Source organism: Streptomyces sp. NPDC111628 (genome assembly GCF_055635195.1).
The window spans coordinates 717,799-737,682 of record NZ_JBVKBZ010000004.1 but is presented as its reverse complement, the minus strand read 5'-3'; the positions used below and the strand labels follow the sequence as shown (position 1 = coordinate 737,682).

The 19,884-nt window shown below is 74.7% G+C and carries 14 protein-coding genes; 12 read left to right on the top strand and 2 right to left on the bottom strand.

Features of this window, described 5'->3' with window-relative positions:
- Positions 1 to 149: 149 nt before the first annotated feature.
- Positions 150 to 3,815 (bottom strand): S8 family serine peptidase, encoded by a 3,666-nt coding sequence (locus ACZ7MF_RS25250; protein ID WP_471479948.1) that lies wholly within the window; start codon positions 3,813 to 3,815, stop codon positions 150 to 152.
- Between the two features lie 178 nt (positions 3,816 to 3,993).
- Here ACZ7MF_RS25250 and ACZ7MF_RS25245 point away from each other — a divergent pair, with 178 nt between their 5' ends.
- The 11 genes from ACZ7MF_RS25245 to ACZ7MF_RS25195 all read left to right on the top strand — a co-directional run bounded on the left by ACZ7MF_RS25245 (position 3,994) and on the right by ACZ7MF_RS25195 (position 18,803).
- Positions 3,994 to 4,455, top strand: coding sequence for a CU044_2847 family protein (locus ACZ7MF_RS25245; RefSeq protein WP_471479946.1), 462 nt, complete (start codon positions 3,994 to 3,996; stop codon positions 4,453 to 4,455).
- The gene (locus ACZ7MF_RS25240; protein ID WP_471479945.1) at positions 4,452 to 6,116 is read left to right on the top strand and encodes a VMAP-C domain-containing protein; all 1,665 of its coding nucleotides are present in this window, start codon (positions 4,452 to 4,454) and stop codon (positions 6,114 to 6,116) included. The genes ACZ7MF_RS25245 and ACZ7MF_RS25240 overlap by 4 nt, the downstream gene beginning before the upstream one ends.
- 183 nt (positions 6,117 to 6,299) lie before the next feature.
- A complete protein-coding gene (locus ACZ7MF_RS25235) occupies positions 6,300 to 7,325 on the top strand; it encodes an AAA family ATPase (RefSeq protein ID WP_471479943.1) in 1,026 nt (341 codons plus the stop codon).
- Positions 7,325 to 11,422, top strand: coding sequence for an SAV_2336 N-terminal domain-related protein (locus tag ACZ7MF_RS25230; RefSeq protein WP_471479941.1), 4,098 nt, complete (start codon positions 7,325 to 7,327; stop codon positions 11,420 to 11,422). The genes ACZ7MF_RS25235 and ACZ7MF_RS25230 overlap by 1 nt, the downstream gene beginning before the upstream one ends.
- Before the next feature lie 169 nt (positions 11,423 to 11,591).
- Positions 11,592 to 12,686 carry a rod shape-determining protein gene (locus ACZ7MF_RS25225; RefSeq protein WP_471479939.1) on the top strand — a complete coding sequence of 365 codons (1,095 nt, stop codon included), beginning with the start codon at positions 11,592 to 11,594 and terminating at the stop codon, positions 12,684 to 12,686.
- 43 nt (positions 12,687 to 12,729) lie between these two features.
- Positions 12,730 to 14,391, top strand: a complete 1,662-nt coding sequence (locus ACZ7MF_RS25220) for a GAF domain-containing sensor histidine kinase (protein ID WP_471479938.1) — start codon at positions 12,730 to 12,732, stop codon at positions 14,389 to 14,391.
- A 229-nt stretch (positions 14,392 to 14,620) separates the two neighbouring features.
- Positions 14,621 to 15,424 carry a hypothetical protein gene (locus tag ACZ7MF_RS25215; protein WP_471479936.1) on the top strand — a complete coding sequence of 268 codons (804 nt, stop codon included), beginning with the start codon at positions 14,621 to 14,623 and terminating at the stop codon, positions 15,422 to 15,424.
- Entirely contained in the window at positions 15,421 to 16,464 is a 1,044-nt protein-coding gene (locus ACZ7MF_RS25210) for a serine/threonine protein phosphatase (RefSeq protein WP_471479935.1), read from the top strand. Before ACZ7MF_RS25215 ends, ACZ7MF_RS25210 begins: the two co-directional genes overlap by 4 nt.
- A complete protein-coding gene (locus ACZ7MF_RS25205) occupies positions 16,461 to 17,576 on the top strand; it encodes a protein kinase domain-containing protein (RefSeq protein WP_471479933.1) in 1,116 nt (371 codons plus the stop codon). The genes ACZ7MF_RS25210 and ACZ7MF_RS25205 overlap by 4 nt, the downstream gene beginning before the upstream one ends.
- Positions 17,577 to 17,640: 64 nt before the next feature.
- On the top strand, positions 17,641 to 18,351 hold the full coding sequence (locus tag ACZ7MF_RS25200; RefSeq protein WP_356859024.1) for a vWA domain-containing protein: 711 nt from the start codon (positions 17,641 to 17,643) through the stop codon (positions 18,349 to 18,351).
- Positions 18,348 to 18,803, top strand: coding sequence for a hypothetical protein (locus tag ACZ7MF_RS25195; RefSeq protein WP_471479931.1), 456 nt, complete (start codon positions 18,348 to 18,350; stop codon positions 18,801 to 18,803). The genes ACZ7MF_RS25200 and ACZ7MF_RS25195 overlap by 4 nt, the downstream gene beginning before the upstream one ends.
- A gap of 2 nt (positions 18,804 to 18,805) precedes the next feature.
- Here the strand turns inward: ACZ7MF_RS25195 and ACZ7MF_RS25190 are convergent, their stop codons facing one another.
- Positions 18,806 to 19,072, bottom strand: coding sequence for a hypothetical protein (locus ACZ7MF_RS25190; RefSeq protein WP_471479929.1), 267 nt, complete (start codon positions 19,070 to 19,072; stop codon positions 18,806 to 18,808).
- Between the two features lie 259 nt (positions 19,073 to 19,331).
- On the opposite strand from ACZ7MF_RS25190, the gene ACZ7MF_RS25185 reads away from it, so the two are divergent.
- Positions 19,332 to 19,796, top strand: a complete 465-nt coding sequence (locus tag ACZ7MF_RS25185) for a hypothetical protein (RefSeq protein ID WP_471479927.1) — start codon at positions 19,332 to 19,334, stop codon at positions 19,794 to 19,796.
- The last annotated feature ends 88 nt before the right edge of the window (positions 19,797 to 19,884 follow it).

The window sequence follows — 19,884 nt, the reverse complement described above, 5'->3', positions numbered from 1 at the left end:
GATCATGAACCTTCTCACCGACATCCTCGCCGGCCTCGTCCACTTCGTCGGCTGGCTGGTCTGACGGTCCGAGAAACCGACGGCGCTGCCTCCCCGTCCCAGGGAGGCGGCGCCGTCCGCGTGTCGGCACACGAAATGCGCTCGTGGGTCTACCGCACGGCCACCGCCCGCACGATCTCCTGGGTGACCGAGCCGCCCCGGTCGTCGCGCGCCGAGGCCCGCAGCGAGACGTGCTCGGCGTCGCGCGGCACGCTCAGCGTCCCGTGCCAGGAGGCCTCCCCGTCCCCGCCGCGCAGCCGGACCTGGTGCCAGGTCTTCCCGCCGTCGTAGGACGCCTCCAGCTTCCCGCCGCCGAGCGTCCCGGTGTCCGGGGCGCCCGCCACGTAGGCGGCGTCTAGGCCGACCCGCAGCTTCTTCCCGCCGCGCACCTTGCCCGCGAGGTCGGTGTCGACGTCGAAGGAGAGGTTGATCAGCGGCAGGAAGGTCCACCGGTCGTCCGGTGTGGCGGCCGACCGGAAGGTCCACTCCGCGTGGCCCTTCGTCGCCAGCGGCCAGCGTGCCGCGTCGAGCGCGGTGTCGGTGACGAGCTTGTACGTGTGCTCGTCGGCGGGCATGTCCCACGCGTAGGCGGCGGAACTCGGCCCCTGGTCGACCAGTTCGCCGTCCAGGTACACCGACGTGGTCTGCGACATGCCGCTGCCCTCGCTCCACACGTCGCCGAAACCGGTGTGGTCGGGCCCCGAGTCTCCCCAGCCGGGCGCGTTGAACTGGAGCTGGTTCCCGGAGCGCTGCTGTCCCCAGCCGAGCCCGGTGCCGAGGTAGGGGTGCCACACCGGCTTGAACCAGTTCAGCTCCGCCCGCGAGCCGCCCCGGTACTGGGAGAGTCCGCCGCGCTCCTCCAGCGCCTCACCGGCGCTGGTCACGGTCTCGTGCCACAGCTGGCCGGGTCCGGTGGACACGTACTCGGTGCGTTCGGCGGGGTAGTCGATCCGCTCCCGGAAGCCGAGGCCGATCGGGAAGGTGTCGGTGATCGAGTACCGGAACTCGCCGCCGCTCGCCGGTTCGGCGGCGTGGTACCTGGTGTGCAGCACGGCGAGGTCGCGGTGCCCGGGCTCGTAGGTGAGGTCCCGGTCGGGTACGGCGCCCTCGTGTCCCTCGGACAGGTCGTACACGTAGGGCGTGTTGCGGGTGCCGGTCATGTCGACCCGTCCGGCCTCGTGCAGCCGGCGGGCGTCGGCCGCGGAGACCGTGGCGATCTGGAGCGGCCGGTCGGCGTTGTCGTCGGTGCCCCACCACGCCATCAGCCGTCCGGGGGTGTCGTCGGTCACGAACAGCGCCTTGACGCCCGCCTCCTGCGCGGCCCGGGCGAGCGCGGTCGGTTCGGTCCCCTCGGTGAGCTCGGCGAGGACCGCCTTGCCGCGTACGCCGGCCGGGAAGGGCCCGGCACCGACGGCCCCGACGTCGACCAGGGGCAGCCGGGTGCGGCCCTCGATCAGGGTGCCGCCGGACTGGACCGTGGCCTCGCCGACCCCCTTGACCTCCAGGAGCGGCTTGCCGAGCCGCCACACGGTGCGGTACTCGAAGTCGCCCTGGGCGACCCTGCCGGTCGGCGCGGCGAAGATGCTGTCGTACGTCAGCGGCACCTGCACGGCGCCGAACAGGTCGGAGCCGTTGGCGCTGCGGTCGTACTCCATGAGGAGCTGCCGGGTCTCGGTGCGCCTGCGGACGTCGGCGCTGATCTCGCGCAGCTCGCGGCCGTCCAGGGTGATCTCGCGGTCCCGGTCGACGACGACCTCCGGTGCGGCGAGGAAGCCGAGGCCGAGGGAGTCGGCGCCGTGGCTGCCGCGCACGTCCAGGAAGGACGACAGGCTGTACGTCCCGCGCGCGAGCCGCAGCTCCAGGGTGCCGGACTCGCCGACGTGCGCGGGGAAGGGGTCGACGCCCTCGGTGAGCTGCTGGACGGTCAGGTCGGCCGGGGTCGCGGCGCCGGAGCGGTCCTTGACGTGCACGGTGAGCGTGTACCGCTCGTCCTCCTTGACCAGCCCGAACGCGGTGTGCGCGAGGGTCTTCCCGCTCGCGTCGGCCGCGACGATCTGCCCGCCGGTGGTGCCGACCGGCGCCTTGGACCCGTCGCCGGTGACGGTGGTGGCGGCGGTGCCGTGCGCGGGCACCGTGAGGGAGGTGTCGGCGAGGGTGGCGACGCCCTCGGGGGCGCCCCGCACGGACAGCTTCAGCTCCACGGCCGCGTCGGAGTCGTTGGTGTAGGTGACCGCCTTGGTGACGGGTTCGTTGGCCTCGTACGGCCAGGAGTAGAAGCCCAGGTCGGCGCTGCCGGTCGCGGTGACGTCGGCGGCGACGGCCTCCGGCACGCTGACCCGGCCCGCACCCAACTGGTAGGCGGAGGCGTCCAGTTCCTTGGACGTGGACATCAGCGCGTCCTTGAGCCGCGCGCCGGTCCAGTCGGGGTGCTCCTCGGCGAGCAGGGCGGCCACCCCGGCGATGTGCGGCGTCGCCATCGACGTACCGTCCATGGACGTGTAGTCGCCGCTGCCCTCGGCGAGGCGCGAGCGGGCGGCGAGGATGCCGACGCCCGGGGCCGACAGGTCGGGCTTGAGGGCGTTGTCGCCGTAGCGGGGTCCGGCGCTGGTGAACCAGGCGGCCTGGTCGGCGGAGTCGACGGCGCCCACGGTGAGGGCGGCGTCGGCCGCGCCGGGCGAGCCTATGGAGGAGGGGGCGCCGGTGTTCCCGGCCGCGATCACGAACAGGGCGCCGGTCTCGCGGGAGAGGGTGTTGACGGCCTCGGCCATCGGGTCGGTGCCGTCGCTGGGTTCGGTGGAGCCGAGGCTCATGGACACGATGTCGGCGTCCACGTCCCGGGCGGCCCACTCCATGCCCGCGATGATCTCCGACTCGCTGCCGAAGCCCTCGTCGTCGAGGACCTTTCCGACCGCGAGCGTGGCGCCGGGCGCCACGCCCTTCTCCTTGCCGTCGGAGGCCGCGCCGCTGCCGCCCACGGTGGAGGTGACGTGGGTGCCGTGGCCGTGCCGGTCGGCTACCTCCTCGCCGGGGATGAAGCTCTTGCTCTGCGCGATCCGCCCCGCGAGGTCGGGGTGCCCGGCGTCCACGCCGCTGTCCAGCACGGCCACGGTGACGCCCTTGCCGGTCAGCCCGGCCTCCCAGGCCTCGGGCGTGCCGATCTGCGCGTTGGACTCGGCCATGTCCGCGGTGACCCGCCCGTCCAGCCACACGCCGTCGACACCGGCGCCGCCACGGGTGAATTCGCGCCAGAATGCACGCCCCTTGTCGGCCTCGACGGCGGCCCCGCGCACGCTGGGCAGCGACCGCGTCCGCTCGGCCCCGCGCGGGGTGGCGGCCCGCGCGCCCTTGCCGTACGTCACGATCAGCGGCAGCTCGCCGGTCTCGCTGTCGGCGAGCCCCTGCTTCAGCAACTCCCCGACGTCGAAGAGCCGTTGGTCGAGGCTGCCGTCGCGCAGGTACGGCAGGGCCTCGTCCGGTACGACGGTGGTCCGGCCGCCGGAGCTGCTGGTGCGCACGGCGCCGGTGGCGCCCTCGGGCCGCTCGACCGCGACGGTCTTCCGGCCGCCGCCGAGGTCGGTGACGGTCACCCGGTCGCCGGTGACGAGGGTGACGGTGCGGGCCGCGTCGGCGGCGGGGGCCGTGCGGGCGGCCGCCGTTCTGGATCGCGCCGGGTCGGGGGGCGGATCCTGCGCCGCCGCCGTCCCGGCCGGCAGCAGCGCAATCACGAGTCCCGCCGACAGGAGGGTCGCCCCACGTCTGACTGGTCCTGTGCTCATCCACGTCTCTCTTCGTGTCGTCGTAGAGTGCGGTGAAGAGTGCTGTGAGCAGTCTCAGGGGGCCGCTGGGGCACGGGAGTTGATCGGGCGCGGCGGTTAGTCGCCCTGGCGGCTTTCCGCCAGCGGCGGGACGGGCCGGTGGCGCGGAACGGGACACGGCCGAGTACCGTCCGTCACAATGGTGCTGCGCACGGACACGTACGGCACACGGGGAGCGAGCGGCGTCATGGACGGGTTGGTCGAGTTCAGGACCGAGGACGGCGTGCGGGTGGTCGTCGAGGGCGTCGAGGACGAGGACGGGGCGCGGCTGGTCTCGCGCGGCGACGGTCCGGCCCGCGCGGCCCGCACCTTCGAGGACTCCCTGGACGGGGTGCGGGCGGCGGCCGCGTCCGCGCTGCGGGTCTTCCGGGACGGCTCGCTCAAACCCGACGCGGTCGAGCTGGAGTTCGGGGTGAAGCTGAGCGCGGAGGCCGGCGCCGTCATCGCGAAGGGCTCGGCCGAGGGTCACCTGGTGGTGAGACTGAGCTGGTCGCCCGAGCCCTCCCCGGCGGTTCCCGAGCCACGGCCCGCCGCCGCGCGTAACGGGCCGCGGCCGTCCCCGGCGGGTCCCGAGACGCCGGACGCCGCCGCACTGTCATGAGCGGTGCCGCGTGGCACGCCCGCGTCGAGTGCGGCAGGGAGGTCGGCGCCGGATTCCTCGTCTCCGCCCGCCGGTTGCTCACCTGCGCCCATGTCGTCCGGTGGGCCGACCGCGCGCCGGTGACGGTGACCTTCCCGGGCCGCCGGGAGCTGGGCGAGCTGTCCGGCACGGTCGTCGTGCACGGCGGCTGGCGGGAGGGTGCCGCCGACCTCGGCGACCTGGTGGTACTGGAGCTGGACCGGGAGGTGCCGCTCACCCCGGCCGTCTTCGCCCGGCCCGGCACGGAGCGGACCGCCCCCGTCCCCGAGCTGATCGCCTACGGCTTTCCCAAGGGGTACGACGAGGGCATGCTCGCCTCCTACCGTGCCCTGCCCGGCCCCCTCATCTCCGACGAGTGGGTCCAGTTGGAGGCCGTCACGGCGCACGGGCAGCCGCTGGCCGCCGGGTTCAGCGGCGCGGCGCTGACCCTGGCCGACGGCACGGTCGTCGGCATGGTCTCCGCCGTGGCCGGGGCCCGGGACGTACGGGTCGGCCGGATGCTGCCCGTCGAGGTCATGGCGCGCTACTGGCCGGAGCTGGGCGAGCTGGTGCCCACCCCCGGCCACCGGGCGGACGCCCGCAGGCGGCTGTACGCGCTGGTGCGCCGCGCCGAGGAGAACGGCCTGGACTGCGACCCGAACCGGCTGTACGTCTCCGCCATGGACGCCTTCGACCCGCCGCTGCCCCAGGGCGGTTTCGGCTCGCTGCGGGAGGCCGCCGCCTACGTGCAGTGGGAGGTGCCGGACCCGGCGGCCGTGGCCCGCTTCGCCGACCGGCTGACCGAGCGGCTGCACGCCCCGCCCGATCCGGCGCCACGCGCCGCGACCTGGTCGCCCATCGTCGTGGAGATCGACCGCAGCGGTGCCGGTGCCGACCAGGTCACCGTCGAGGTGTCCGCCTACCGGAACGGCCGGCGCCGCCCGGTGGGTTCGCGCCGGCTGGCCCGCGGCGCGGTGCGGTCCTTCGTCCAGGAACGCATCGACGAGGCGTTCACCCAGCTCGATCCCGGCGCCGACGAACTGCTCACCTTCGTACTCCCGCGCGAGTGGCTGAACGAACCGGTGGCGCACTGGGAGTGTGGAGTGGACGACTCCACTCCGCTGGGCTGCGCCTACCCGCTCGTGGTGACCGACCGGTACCGCCACCGCAGCGGACGCCTCCGCCACCAGCTGCACAAGAAGTGGCGCAGGCTCGGGTCCGGCACGGGCGGCACGCTGCACCGCGTGGACTGCGCCACCCGGGAGCGGCCGGCCGGGCTGCGCAAACGGCTGCGGGACGAGGCGGAGCTGGCCGGTTTCGCCACCCCGCCCTCGGCGGCGCCGGAGTACTTCGAGGTCGGCCTCAACCTGCCCGTCCCCGTGCTGTTGTGGCCGCTGCGGGAGTGCCCCGGCGAGGAGGGACCCGACGGCCGCTGCTCCGGCACGGCGTTCCTGGACGAGCTGGCGGCGTCGGTGGCGGGCGTGCCGCCGGCCGAGCTGCCCCGCCTGGTCATGGAGCTGCGCGAGACGGCGGACGCGGCGGAGGTCCCGGAGGAGCACTGGGCGCGTGACGTCCAGCTCCTGTGGGACGACCCCCGCTGTTTCGCCGAGCCGCCCGCCCTGCTCCACTCCCCGGTCGGCTGAACCGCCGCCGCGCCCATGCACCGACGCACCACGCCGAACCGCGACCGCGCCGAACCGACCCGCGCACCGACCGCCGTACGAACCACCACCGCTCCGACCACCATCGTTCCGACCACCATCGCGCCGACCGTGGTACCCACCACCGCACCGACCGCCGCACCGACCGCCCGGAGAGAAGAACCCATGCCCCTGTGGCCCGTCTACACCGGCGCGCCTGCCCCCCACGACGGCATCACCCGGCTGCCTCCGCCCCCGCCCTGGCGGGCCTTCGACGGCGGCCCCGTGCTCGATCCGCCGGACCCGGACGGCGACACGGCGGCCGCCTCCCCGGACCGCACCCACCGTGCCGCGACCTACCAGGCCACCGAGGACACGGTGCAACTGGTCAACGCGGCCCTGTACCTGCGCCGTCCGCTGCTGGTCACCGGTCCGCCCGGCACCGGGAAGTCGTCCCTCGCCTACGCGGTCGCCCGTGAACTGCGGCTCGGCCCCGTCCTCCGGTGGAACATCACCAGCCGCAGCACCCTGGGCGACGGCCTCTACACCTACGACCCGCTCTCCCGCCTCTACGCGGCGCGCCACACCACGCAGCCGCCCGACGCCCCGGCCGCCGCCACCGGCGTCGAGGACCACCTGCGGCTGGGCCCGCTGGGCACCGCGCTGCTGCCGTACGCGGGGCCGCGCGCCCTGCTCATCGACGAGATCGACAAGAGCGACCTCGACCTGCCGAACGACCTGCTGCACGTCCTGGAGGAGGGCCAGTACGAGATCCCCGAACTGGTCCGGGCCGCCCGGGACGTGCCCGACGGTCACGCCGAGGTCCTGATCGACGGCACCGACCAGCGGGTGCCGGTGGAGCGCGGCCGGGTCCGCTGCAAGGCCTTCCCCTTCGTCGTCCTCACCAGCAACGGCGAGCGCGAGTTCCCGCCCGCCTTCCTGCGCCGCTGCGTCTCGCTGCGGCTGCGGCAGCCCGACGACGACCACCTCGCCGAGATCGTCCGCGCCCACCTGGGCGAGCCCGACGGGTACGCGCGCCGGCTGATCCACCGGTTCCTGTCCCGGGTGGGCAGCGGCGAACTGGCCACGGACCAGCTGCTCAACGCCATCTACCTGGCCCGTTCCTCCGGACTCGGCGCCGACTCCCTGGACGAGCTGGCCGAGCAGCTGATGCCCTACCTCGGCCGGTCCGCGCAGCCCGACGCCTTCTGATGCCCGCCGACCGCCCGGGCACACCGGACCCGCCGCCCCTGCCCCGCCTCGCCGACCTCCTCGGCCGGGCGGCGGCCACCGGTGCCCGCCCGACGCCGCTGGAGCTGGCCGAACTCCTGTGGCTGGCCGGTCGGATGGAGCCCCCTGCCCAGGACCCGCCGCACGGCCCGGCGTCCGGGACGCGGGCGGCGAAGCCGCCACCGGCCCCGCAGGGGCACCGGGAACAGGACCACGAAGGGGAACCGCGACAGGACGGGGAGCGGGACCGGAAGCCGGAGCGGGACCGGCACGCGGACCACGAAGGAGACGGGGACCAGGACCGGGGGCCGGAGCAAGGACCTGGGGGCGAGGGGCCGGTGTGGCCCACGCCCCGCTCCGAGGCCCCCCGCACCCCCTTGCGCCTGCCGTCCCCGGCCCCCGCCCCGGGCACCTCGGCGGCGCAGCCGCACAGCGCCCTGCTCGCACCCGCACCGCCGATGCTGCGCCACACGCTGGCGTTGCAGCGCGCCCTGCGTCCGCTGAAGCGCCGTGCCGACGCGCCCGTCGGCCACGAGGTGGACGAGGCCGCGACCGCCGACCGCATCGCGCGCCTCGGCGCCGGCCCCGAGTGGTGGCTGCCCGTGCTGCGCCCCGTACGGGAACGGTGGCTGCGCCTGCACCTGGTGCACGACGCGGGCCCCACGATGCCCGTCTGGCAGCCCCTGGTGCGCGAGTTGCAGGCCGCGCTCGCCCAGTCCGGCGTCTTCCGCACCGTCACCCTGCACCGCGCGGACCCCGACGGCACGGTACGCGGCGACGGCGCCCAGATCCCCGCCGACGGCCGTACGGTGATGCTGCTGATCAGCGACTGCATGGGGCCGCAGTGGCGCGAGGGCCCGGACGGCACCCGGTGGTTCGCCACGCTGCGCCGCTGGGCGCGCCGCACCCCCCTGGCGGTTCTCCAGCCGCTGCCCGAGCAGTTGTGGCGGGACACCGCCCTGGTGCCGGTCCCGGGCCGGCTGTCGGCCCCGCACCGGGCGGCGCCCAGCGCCTCGCTCACCTTCACGCCGTACGACGGCGCCGCGCCCCGCGCCCCCGGCGGGACCGTGCACGTCCCCGTGCTGGAGCCCGGGCCCGAGTGGCTGGCGAACTGGGCCGCACTGGTCGCGAGCCCGGGCGGCACCCCGTACCCGGGCGCGGCCGCGGCGCTGCACCGCCCGCTGCCGGCCGACGCCGACGACCGCACCGACGTCGCCCGGCTGTCGCCCGGGGAACTCGTCCTGCGCTTCCGCGCCAGCGCCTCCCCGCAGGCCTACCGGCTGGCCGGCCACCTCGCGCTGGGGCGCCCCGACCTGCCCGTGATGCGGCTGGTGCAGGCCGCCGTCGAGCCGGACCCGCGGCCCCAGCACCTGGCCGAGGTCATCCTCGGCGGACTGCTGACCACGGTCGCCGGGCCGCCCGGCTCCTACGCCTTCCGCCCCGGAGTGCGCGAGCTGCTCCTGCGCGGGCTGCCCCGCACCGCCCGCAACCGCACCCACGACCTGCTGCTGCGCACCGGCGGCCTGATCGACGACCGGGCGGGACGCTCGCCGGGCGAGTTCCGCGCGCTGATCCCCTCCCGGGAGGGCACCGAGCGGGCCGGCACGAGCGAGTCGTTCGCGACGATCAGCGAGGAGAGCGCCCGGCAGCTGACCGTGCGGGAGCGGCCCGCCGCCCCCTCGCCCTTCCCGCCCGGCCTGGGCGCCCGTTACCGGCCCACGCGACGGCTCACCCCGTCCGGGAGGATCTGGCTGGCGGAGGACACCGGACCGGACCGGACGGCACCGGAGCGGACCGCGGCCGACCGGACGGCGGCCCACTCGCCGCAGGCGAACCGGACGGTGGCGATCCGGCTGCACGACCCGGACCCCGGCCCGGCCGCGCGCCAGGCGTTCCTGCGCAACGCGCACCGGCTGACGCGACTCTCCCACCCCAACCTGGTGACCGTGCTCGACGCGGGCATCGAGGGCGACGTCCCGTACGTCGTCATGGAGCACCTCGACGGCATAGCGCTGGGCGCCCTCACCCGGTCCGGGGACGGACGGCTGCCGGTGCCGCTGACGGTGTCCGTGGGGGCCCAGCTGGCACGGGCGCTCACCGCCCTGCACCGGGCGGGTCTGGCGCACGGCGGCCTGGAGGCGTCCCGGGTGGTCCTCCTGCCGGACGGCACGGTCCGGCTCAGCCTCTTCGAACCGGGTCTGGCCTCGGGCCCGGGGGCACGCTCGGCGGACCTGCGGGCCCTGGGCGAGGTCCTGCTGCGGTTGACGTCGGGGACCTCGCGCCCGACCGTCCCGATCGACTCCCGCCGCCTGGACCTGCTGCCCACCGCCCTGCGGATCCACTACGCGCACGCCTTCGACCAGCTGCTGTCCTCCTCCTCGGCGGCCCAGGCCCGGGGCCTCGAACTGCTCGGGGACCCGGCGCTGCTCACCCGCGCGGGCGAGGCGTACGCGCCCCGCCGGTACCGGGCCCTGGGCCCGCTGCGGGTCGGCCTCCCGGACGGACCGGCCGACCTGCCGCGGGACGTGCGCGCGCTGCTCGCGATGCTGCTCCTCAAGCACGGCCGCACGGTGACCCACGAGGAGCTGCGGTGGGGCCTGTGGGACCCGGGCAACGAGCCGCGCAACCCGCGGGGCGAGACGACCCGGCTGGCGAAGCGGCTAGGGGAGATCCTGGGCCCGGGCGTCCTGGCCACGGCCGCCCACGGCTACGCCCTGCACACCAGCGCCGACGAGCTGGACCTGGTGCGCTGCGACGAGCTGGTACGGCGCGCCGACGCCGCCCGGCTGGAGAACGGGCTCGCCGAGGCGCACGGCCTGGTCTCAGGGGCGCTGTCGCTGTGGGGCGACGCCGAGCCCCTCGCGGGCGTGCCCGGCCCCGCCGCCCGTACCGCCCGGTCCCGCCTGCTGCGGCTGCGGCTGGCCCTGCACACCAAGCGCGCCGAGCTGGACCTGGTCCTCGGCGAGTACGACCGGGCCGCCACCGAACTGTCCGGCCTGCTGCGCGCCCACCCGCACCGGGAGGACTTCCGCCGCCTCTACCTGATCGCCCTGCGCCGCCAGGGCCGGGGCGAGGAGGCGCTGGAGGTGTACGAGGAGTACGAGCTGTCCGGCGGCCGGAGCCCGGCCCTGACGGCACTGGGCCGGGAGCTGCGCGAGGAGTACGCCGAACCGGTGGACGACGCGCCCCCGTGGACCGAGTACGGGCAGCGCCCCGCGGAGCCGGACGCCCCCGAGTCGATGGTGTCCGCGCCGGACGAGTTGCCGGAGGGCCCCTTCCCCACGGAGGACGGCCTCTGGACGCCCCTGCTGGACGACGACGCCGAGCACGACACGGCCCGGGCCCCCGCGGACCGGGACGCGAGGGAGGAACGGGCGGAGAGCCGGGCGGCGCTGCGGGAAGCGCTGCGCAGCGAGGGCCTGGAACCGGAACCGGAGCTGGATCCGGACGAGGATCCGGGACCGGAGGAACGGGCACTGGAGGTAGGGGAACCGGCGGAACGGGAACCGGCGGAACCGGATTTCGAGGAGCCGGGGATCGACTTCGACACCGGTTTCCGCGCCTGTGCCCGGTACACGCTCGCCGACGGCCCGGTGGACCGCGACGCCCGTGCGGCACTGCACGGCGTGGTCACGGACCTGCTGGCGGCCGGCGGGACGGACGCCGCCGCCTACGAGCTGGTGGACGAACCCGGTGGCCCGTACGTACTGCTGGCGCCGCGGGCCGAGGCCGCCCCGCTGCTGAGGGCGACCGTCGAGGGTCTGCCCGGCCGGCTGTCCCGCCTGGCCGGCCTGCGGTTGCGGATCGAGTTCTGGCAGGTGGAGTTCGCGCTGGACGGGACCGGGGAGCAGTCACTGGGCCGTGCCGACGCCGATGCGGTCGGCGCGGTCCTGGACGCCTCCTCCGCGCAGGCGGTCGTCGCGGTCTCCGACTCCCTGTACTACGACGAGGTGCGCGAGGAGGGGCAGGACGGGCCGGCCTTCCCGCCGGACCTCTTCCGCCCGCTGGCCGACGACACCGGCTGGTACCACCTGGTCGAAGGCGGCGGGCGCCCCGGTCCGGCGGCGGGCCTCCGCTGACCCGGCCGGACGCGGTCCGCCCGGGCCGCGCCGGGCACGCCCCTCGTTCAGCGGCCCCCCGCCCGGCCCCCTCCAGCGGGCGCCCGCCCGCGCGGCCGCGCACGATCGGTGCCTAAGAGGCCGGCCACCGGGCGGCCCCGCACGGTCCGCGCTCTCGGGAGGATTCGCCATGACCGCCAGTACTGCCAACACCGCCAGTCTGGAGGCGCTGCGCCGCTGCCACTTCGCCGTCGACCTGGGCGCGGCGCGGACCCGCGTGTACGTGAAGGGTGCCGGGCTCGTCGTCGACCAGCCGTCCGCCGCGGCGGTCAACACCCGCACCGGCGCGCTCATCGCGGTCGGCGAGTTCGCGGAGAAGATGACCGGCCGCACCCCCGGCTACATCCGCGTCGTACGGCCCGTCTCCGGCGGCACGGTCGTCGACATCGAGATGGCCCAGCGCATGCTGCGCCACCTGCTCGGCGACCGGATCCGCCGCGCCCTGCGCCGCAAGCCCCGGCTGCGGGCCGCCGTCTGCACCCCGCACGACGCGGACCCGCTGTCCCAGCGCGCGGCGATCGAGACACTGGTCGGGCTCGGCGCGCGCCGGGTGGAACTCGTCGACACGCTCATCGCGGCGGCGGTCGGCTGCGGACTGCCCGTGGAGCAGCCCGAGGCGACCATGATCATGGTGTGCGGCGCGCACGCCACGCAGGTCGCGGTGCTCTCCCTGGGCTCGATCGTGACCGCGGTACGCATTCCGGTGGGCGGCGAGGCCGTGGACCACGCGATCGTGCAGCTGCTGCGCCACCAGCACGAGCTGGTGCTGCCCAGCCAGTCCGTGCGCCCGCTCCAGCTCGCCCTGTCCGGCAACGGGCTGACCCCGCAGGGACCGGCGTCCACCGAGATCCACGGCCGGGACGTGGCGACCGGGCTGGCCCGCACTGTGCAGGTCGACACCGCCACGGTGCGCAACGCCATCCAGACGCCGCTGACGGCGGTGCTCGACGGCATCGGCAAGGTGCTGCGGGACTGCCCGCCGGACCTGGTCGCGGACCTCGCCGACCGCGGGATCATGATGGTCGGCGGGAGCGCGCTGCTGCCGGGCTTCGACCAGATGCTGCGTCAGGCCACCGGCATGCCGGTGCACATCGCGGAGCGGCCCGACGTGTGCGCGGTCCAGGGCCTCGGCAGCATGCTGGAGGGCCGGGTGGAGCCGCTGGTCCTGCACCCGACGACCGCCGGCTCCGACGCCCGCTCCGACGCACACTCCGACTCCGACTGATCCGCCGCCCGGCGGCGACCGGGGAACCGAGGAAGCCCGACGCATGACCGCGCAGCCCGCGCCCCGACTGGCCCGTCTCCTCGATGCCCTCCTGGACGTCGGCACCGCCCTGGACCTGCGCGGCGTCCTGCAGCACATCGTGGACGGCGCCGCCGAACTGACCGGCGCCGACCGCGCGGCCCTGGTCGTCGCGGACCCGGAGGCGGGCGGCCTCGCCGAGATCCGCACCCCGGGTCCCGACCCCGTACCGGAGACGGCGCCCCTGCTGCGGGTGCCGGTCCACGTGCGGGACGAGGAGTTCGGCGAGCTGCGGCTGGCCGGGCGGGCCGGGGCCGCCCCGTTCACCGTCGAGGACGAGCAGCTGCTGCGGGTCCTGGCCACGCAGGCCGGTGTCTCGATCGGCAACGCCCGGCTGTACGAGACGGCCCGGCAGCGGGAGCGCTGGATCGAGGGCGCGGCCGCCGTCACCACCGCGCTGCTCACCGAGGAGGGCGCGGGCGACGCCCTGACCACGGTGGCCGAACGGGCCCGGCTGCTCGCCGACGCCTCCGCCGGTGTCATCCTGCATCCGACCGCCGAGGGCGGCATGGCGATCGTGACCGCCTCCACGCCCGACGACCCGGACGGCATGGTCGGCGCGACCATCGCGCCGGGCAGCCCCGTCCTGGAACAGCTCCTGGGCGGCGAACCGGTGTTCATCGAGGACTCGGCGACCGATCCGCGCATGACGACCCACGTACGGCACCGGTTCGGGCCGAGCATGATGCTGCCCCTGCAGGCGGGCGGCCGGCTCATCGGCACCCTCGCCCTGCCCCGCCGCCGCGGCGGGCGCCCGTACACGGACCTGGAGCGGCTGCTCGCGACGCAGTTCGCCTCGCAGGCGGCGCTCGCCCTCGTCCTGGCCGACGCCCGGCGCGGCAGGGAGCGGCTGGCGGTCTACGAGGACCGCGACCGCATCGCCCGCGACCTGCACGACCTGGTCGTGCAGCGGCTGTTCGCCACCGGCATGATGCTGGAGTCCACCCAGCGCCGCCCGGGTGCCGACGACGTCCGTGACATCCTCGGCCGCGCGGTGGACGAGCTGCGCTCCACGGTCCGTGAGGTCCGCACGGCGATCCTCACCCTCCAGCAGCCCCCGGCCGGTCCCCCGGCGGGCCTGCGCGGCCGGGTCCTGCGCGAGACCGCGGCCGCCGCCGCCCGGCTCGGCACCGCGCCGTCCACGCACTTCGGCGGACCGGTCGACGCACGGGTGCCCGACCGGGTCGCCGATCGCCTGCTCACCGCCCTGCGCGACGCCCTGGCCGCCGCGTCGGCGCGCCCCGGCGTCTCCCGCGTCGAGGTCACCGTCGAGACGCCCGCCCCCTCGCCGGACGGCCGGGACGGGGTGCGCCTGCGGGTCGCCGACGACGGCGCGGGCGCCGGGGGCGAGGGACGGGGGACGACGCTCACGTGGTGGGCGCCGCTCCAGGTCCTGCCGGGCGGCGGATGGTGCCGGCCGCCCGGAGGGGGTACCCGTGCCGTGACCCGCCCGGCAGGAGGAGGTACCACGATGAGCGAGCCGACCCCGTCCCAGGCCGAGGGCGAACGCGACGACGAGCCGGACACCCCCGACGTGCCGCACACCACTCCCTCCCAGGCGGAGGGCGAGCGGGACGACGAAGGCGAGAACGCGTCAGTTGTTCAGCCGCCCGAAACGGGCTGCTGAACAACCCGGGACACGCTCAAATCGACGGCGCAGGCCCTTCAGATCACTCAGCGGCTCAACGATCAGGGCGGGCGCTTCGTGGGCGGGAGGACGGGTACGGCCCCCCGCCGGAGCGGCAGCCCCGCGCCGCGTGTCCCACGGGAGGAAGACGTATGGCGGCAGGCGCCATGGCTGAGCGCCGTACGGGGGCGCACGGAAGGGCCGCGGCCAGGCACCGGAAGCCGGCCCGGTGACGCGTCCGCCGACGTACGACCCGGTGGTCGAGGGCCGTACGCTGCCGCGGGCCCGCCCGCCCGGTCCCTTGCCGACGCCGCCGCCGGGCAGGGCGCTGGTACTGGTCCCGGACGCCGGGCCGATGCGCACGGTCCGTGCGGGAGAGCCGGTGCCCGAGCTCCGGGCGGGCGTGTACCGGCGGATGTTCCTGGTCGACACGACGGAGCACCGGCTGGTTCTCGATCTGCGACTGGCCGGACGCGGGGCGTCCGCACCGTTGCACTGCCGGGTGGAGCTGATGTGCCGGGTGGCCGACCCCGGCGCCGTGGTGGCGCGGGGCATCCGCGACATGAGCGCCCTGTGGCACGGCCCTCTTCGCGAACGGCTGCGGAACGTGTCGCGCGAATACGGCGCCGACCGGTCCCGGGAAGCACTGCAGGACGCGTTGAACACCGCCCTGCGGGACTTCACCGGGGACGCGGACATCCGGCTGTACGGAGCCCGGGCCGAACTGCTCCCCCGCCGGGAACCGTCCGCCGGACCCGGGGGAAGCCGCGTGCGCGGAATACCGCACCGGCGGCCCGCGGCGGCGCCGGGGCTCGACGGACCCGGCGTACTCCCGGGCGAGGTGGTGGCACGCAAGGAGGAGCCGCTGCCACCGCCCAGGCCGTCCCGCCCGCCCGACGTGCCGCCGCCGCCCCGGCCGCCCGACGTGCCGCCACCTCCGGTGTCCGCGCCGGAGCGTCGCGTGAGCAGGGTGCGGGGCGCCGGGACGACGGACGACGGGCGGCGTGACCGCCGGGACGGTGGACGGACGTGATCATTCCGCCCAGGCCCACCCTTCCGCCGGGCCGTCCTCGCTCCCCGTCCGGCCATCTGACCTGGTCGGCCGCCGAGGGCAGCCTCCAGGCCCTCGTCGTCTGGACGGAACGCCGCCCCGGCCACGGTGAGGACGCCGAACCGCTCGCGGCGTACCACCGGCCCACCGGGAACGGCTTGCTGGCCGTCTTCGACGGCTCCGGCGGCTCCGGAGCGGCCCCTGCCTGGCGCGGGCCCGACGGCGCGACGTACACCAGTGCCTGGGCCGGTGCCCGGGTCGCCCGGCTCGCCACGGAGTGCTGGTTCCAGCGCGTCGCGGCCTCCGAGGAGGCGGACTCCCTGCCGCACCTGAAGCACTGCCTGCGGACCATGCTGCACGCGGCTCCGACGGGAGCACGGAGCAAGATCACCGGGTCCATGCGCCGCGTACTGCCCACGACCCTGGCCGCGGTCCGGTACCGGGCCGGTGACGGGGGCGTCCACTGGCAGGCCGTCTGGGCCGGCGACTCCCGGTCGTACGCCCTGCTCCCCGTCGGCGGACTGCACGCGCTCACCCGGGACGACACCCGGGAGGACGACGCCCTCGCCCAGCTCCGGCAGGACCCGCCGATGACGAACGTGATCTGCGCGGACCGCGACTTCACCCTGTCCGCCCACCGCGGCGAGTTCCGCGAGCCGTGCGTCCTGCTGGCCGCCACCGACGGCTTCTTCGGCTACGTGCACACGCCCGCGCAGTTCGAGTGCCTGCTGCTCGAAACGCTCGGCCGGGCCCGGGACATGGGCGAGTGGGCCGAGCTGTTGCGCCGGGCCATCCAGCCGGCCACCGGCGACGACGCGTCGCTCTCCCTCGCGGCCCTCGGCTTCGCGGACTTCGGCCGACTGCGGCGAGCCTTCGCCGAGCGGCACGCGGAGGTCGTCCGCAGCGGGTACCTCGACGTCCCGCCGGGCGACGGCCCGGAGGCGGTGCGCCGCTGGCAGGACCGGACCTGGCGGACCTACCGACCCTCGTACGAGAAGTTCATGCCGGAGGTGCGTGAGTGAAGCCGGGTGATGTGATCGGCGGGTACCGGGTCGTCACCGAGCCGACCAATGCCGACGGCGGCAAATGCGTGTGGGCCTTCGCCGAGAAGGACGGCAAGGAGTACTTCCTCAAGCGCTTCCTGGAACCCAAGCGTCCCCGCGAGGGCTCCGCCGGCAGCGCCGCGAGCCGGCGCATCAGGCTGGAGACGTGCCGGGAATTCGAGGAACGGCACCGGAGCATCATGAAGCTGCTGCGTCCCGACGCCAGCGGCGCGGGCAACCTGGTGCTCGCCACCGACTTCTTCCACGCGGGCAGCACCTACTACAAGGTGACCGAACGCATAGACACCGCGGGCCTGGCGGATCCGCACTCGCTCGGCACGAAGCAGAAGGCGGTCCTGCTGAGGACGCTGGCGATCAGCCTGCGGCTGCTGCACGACATCGACGTGGTGCACGGCGACCTGAAGACGGCCAACGTCCTGGTCCAGAAGCGGAAGGCCGCCGCGTTCCACACGGCCAAGCTCATCGACTTCGACGACTCGTATCTCTCCGGCCGTCCTCCGGCCCGCGAGGACATCGCGGGTGACTCGCTGTTCGGCGCACCGGAGTGGCGGCGCTATGTGCGCGGCGACGAGTCCGTACAGCCCCGGGACCTGACGACGGCCGCGGACGTGTTCGCGCTGGGCCTGATGACGCACCTCTACCTGACCGGCTCGCTGCCCGCGTACTCCGGCCGCTACGGATCCCCGGCGGACGCGGTGAACGCGGCCGAGCCGCTGGTCGCCGACGAACGGCTCGGCACCCCGGCGCAGGAGCTGATCGCGGCCATGACGGCGGCCGGCCCGAAGGACCGGCCGACCGTCGCCGCGTTCCTGGAGGCGCTGACGGACACCGAGCTGTGCACACTCCACAGCACGCCGCAGCCACGCCCGGCCGCCTCCGGTCCGGGCCGGGAGCGCGCCGGTTCCGCGACGTCCGAGGGACCTCGCAGGAGCCGGGTGCAGTTCAACCCGCCGGACCGCTCCGGACACCGGCCGCCGGCCGTGACGGACGACGGACCGAAGAAGTCCAGGGTCAGGATCAATCTCGGTCGGCACCGGGACGACCTCCCCGGCAGCCGTCCCGCCCCATGACCCGGTTCACTCCCCCCTCCTTCCCCTCCATCCCCCTTCCCCCTCCGAGACCGAGGAGCAACGCGTGAGCGCGGAGATCGAGAAGTACCACGGCAACCTGCAGTACGCCGTCGACATCGTGATGTGCATCGACGCCACGGGCAGCATGTATCCCGTACTGGACATCGTGAAGAACAACTCGCTCCGGTTCCATCAGAGGCTGAACGAGGTGATGGCCAGGAAGAGCAAGGAGATCAGCCAGCTGCGGCTGCGGCTCATCGCCTTCCGGGACTTCGGGGACGATCCCTCCGACGCGATCGAGCAGACGGAGTTCCTGCGCCTGCCCCAGCAGGTGGCGGAGTTCGAGAACTTCGTACGGAACCTCGAGGCGGGCGGCGGCGGGGACATCCCCGAGTCCGGTCTCGAAGCGCTGGCCCTGGCCATCAACTCCCCCTGGGAGACGGGGCTCGACCGGCGGCGCCACGTCATCGTCATGTTCACCGACGCTCCCGCCCACCCGCTCGGCACGGTGGGTGTCACCGCGCAGACGTATCCGCGGAACATTCCGCGCTCCATGGACGATCTCTTCGAGCAGTGGGGATACGCCCGCAGTCAGACGGCGGTGATGGAACAGTCGGCGAAGCGGCTCGTCCTCTTCGCTCCCGAGGAAGAGCCCTGGCAGGAGGCGATCGGGGAGGAGTGGGACCTCACGCTGCACTTCCCCTCCAGGGCCGGGGAGGGGCTGGAGGAGTTCGAGATGGACGAGATCATCGAGACGATCGCGAACAGCCTGTGAGTTTCCGGCTGCGGGGCGACGGCGTCCGGCTGGACTTCGACGGACGGCGGTGGCTGGTCTTCTCCTGGAGCCGCCGGGACGGCAGCGCGGGCGGTGTCGGCGGCCGGCTGTACATGGAGCCCGAGTGCTGTCTCTCGATCGCGGGCCGGCTGGACGGACACGACGGGAGCCTGCGGCTGGCGTTCCGGTTCCGGCCCGCCGGGGCGGGCGCCGGCGACCTCGTGGCGGAGATCGTCGTGGGCGCCGACCAGGCGGAGCCCGCCTGGCAGTTCGCGCGGTGGTTCGCCCACACGTACCGCGTCCAGGACGTCTCCGCCTCCTGGTGGGACGAGGCCGAGCCGTCCGCCGCCGAGCGGGAGGAGAGCCGGGACTGGCTCGGCTCGCCCGTCTCACCGGTGACACGGGACCTGTTCCGCTCGGTCATGGCCCGCTTGACCGTCGCGGACGCGTGAGTTCAGGGAGGCATGGTGGCCGGGCCGACCTGGCAGTGCTCGGACTGCGACACGTACAACGACGCCGCGGTGCGGGTGTGCGACGTCTGTGAGACGCCGCGCGCGGCGATACGCAGGGACGCTCCCGAGCCGCCTGCCGGAAAGAAGGCGGTACCGAAACCGGCCGTACCGAAGAAGGCGGCAGCGAAGAAGGCGGCAGCGAAGAAGTCCGTACCGAAGAAGGCGGCCACCACGAGAAGGCCGCCCGCCGCAAAGAAGACGCCCGTCACGAAGCCGCCTCTCACGAGCGGCCGGAGAACGCCCCCCGACCTGCGCTTCGACATGACGGGACGAAGCAGCCCCACCGTGCGGGGACTCGTCTGGGACTGCCCCCTCTGCGCACACCGTGTGGTCGACGGCCTGAGGTGCGACAGGTGCGGCACGCGGTGGTCGGTCACCGCCCCGCCCCTTGCCGAGGAGGCCCTGTTCGGAAGCACCAGCGCCGCTGCCGCACGGACACCCCCCAGGGAAGCGACCCGTGGGGAGTTGGTGGCGGGGTGCGGCTGCCTGCTGTTCCTCGCGGCGGCCATCATCACCCCGATCGTTCTGCTGATCCTCAACTGGTCGGCCGTGACCTCGTTCGTGACCGGCTCCGACTCCTCGAAGCCCTCCCCGGCGCCCTCGGCGAGCGGCCCCTGCCCGAAGCCGATGGCCGAGATGCTGCCGGAGGGTTCCGGGGCGCGACTCGTCGCCGCCTACAGCAGGGACGACCTGGAGGAGCGGTACGCCTTCTGCCGGACCGGGTCGGGAAAGGTCTTCTACTTCGCCAGGATGAAGGACGGTGAACCGTACGGCGACCCCACGCAGGCGAGGGAGTCCGAGCAGGGCTACGTGGTGGACTTCCGGCCGCAGGGGACGAGTTACCACTTCCGTGACGGTGAAGTGACGGCCTACGACGAGGACGGCAAGGAGATCTGGCAGGGCGAGCTCGTCCCCGAGGCGACCGTCGACTGAAGCGTGCGGGCATGAGAACGACTTAACGGTGTCAAGAAATTCTCGCACTGCCAAAGACACTTACGGCGTGGATAGCGTCAGGGCCGGC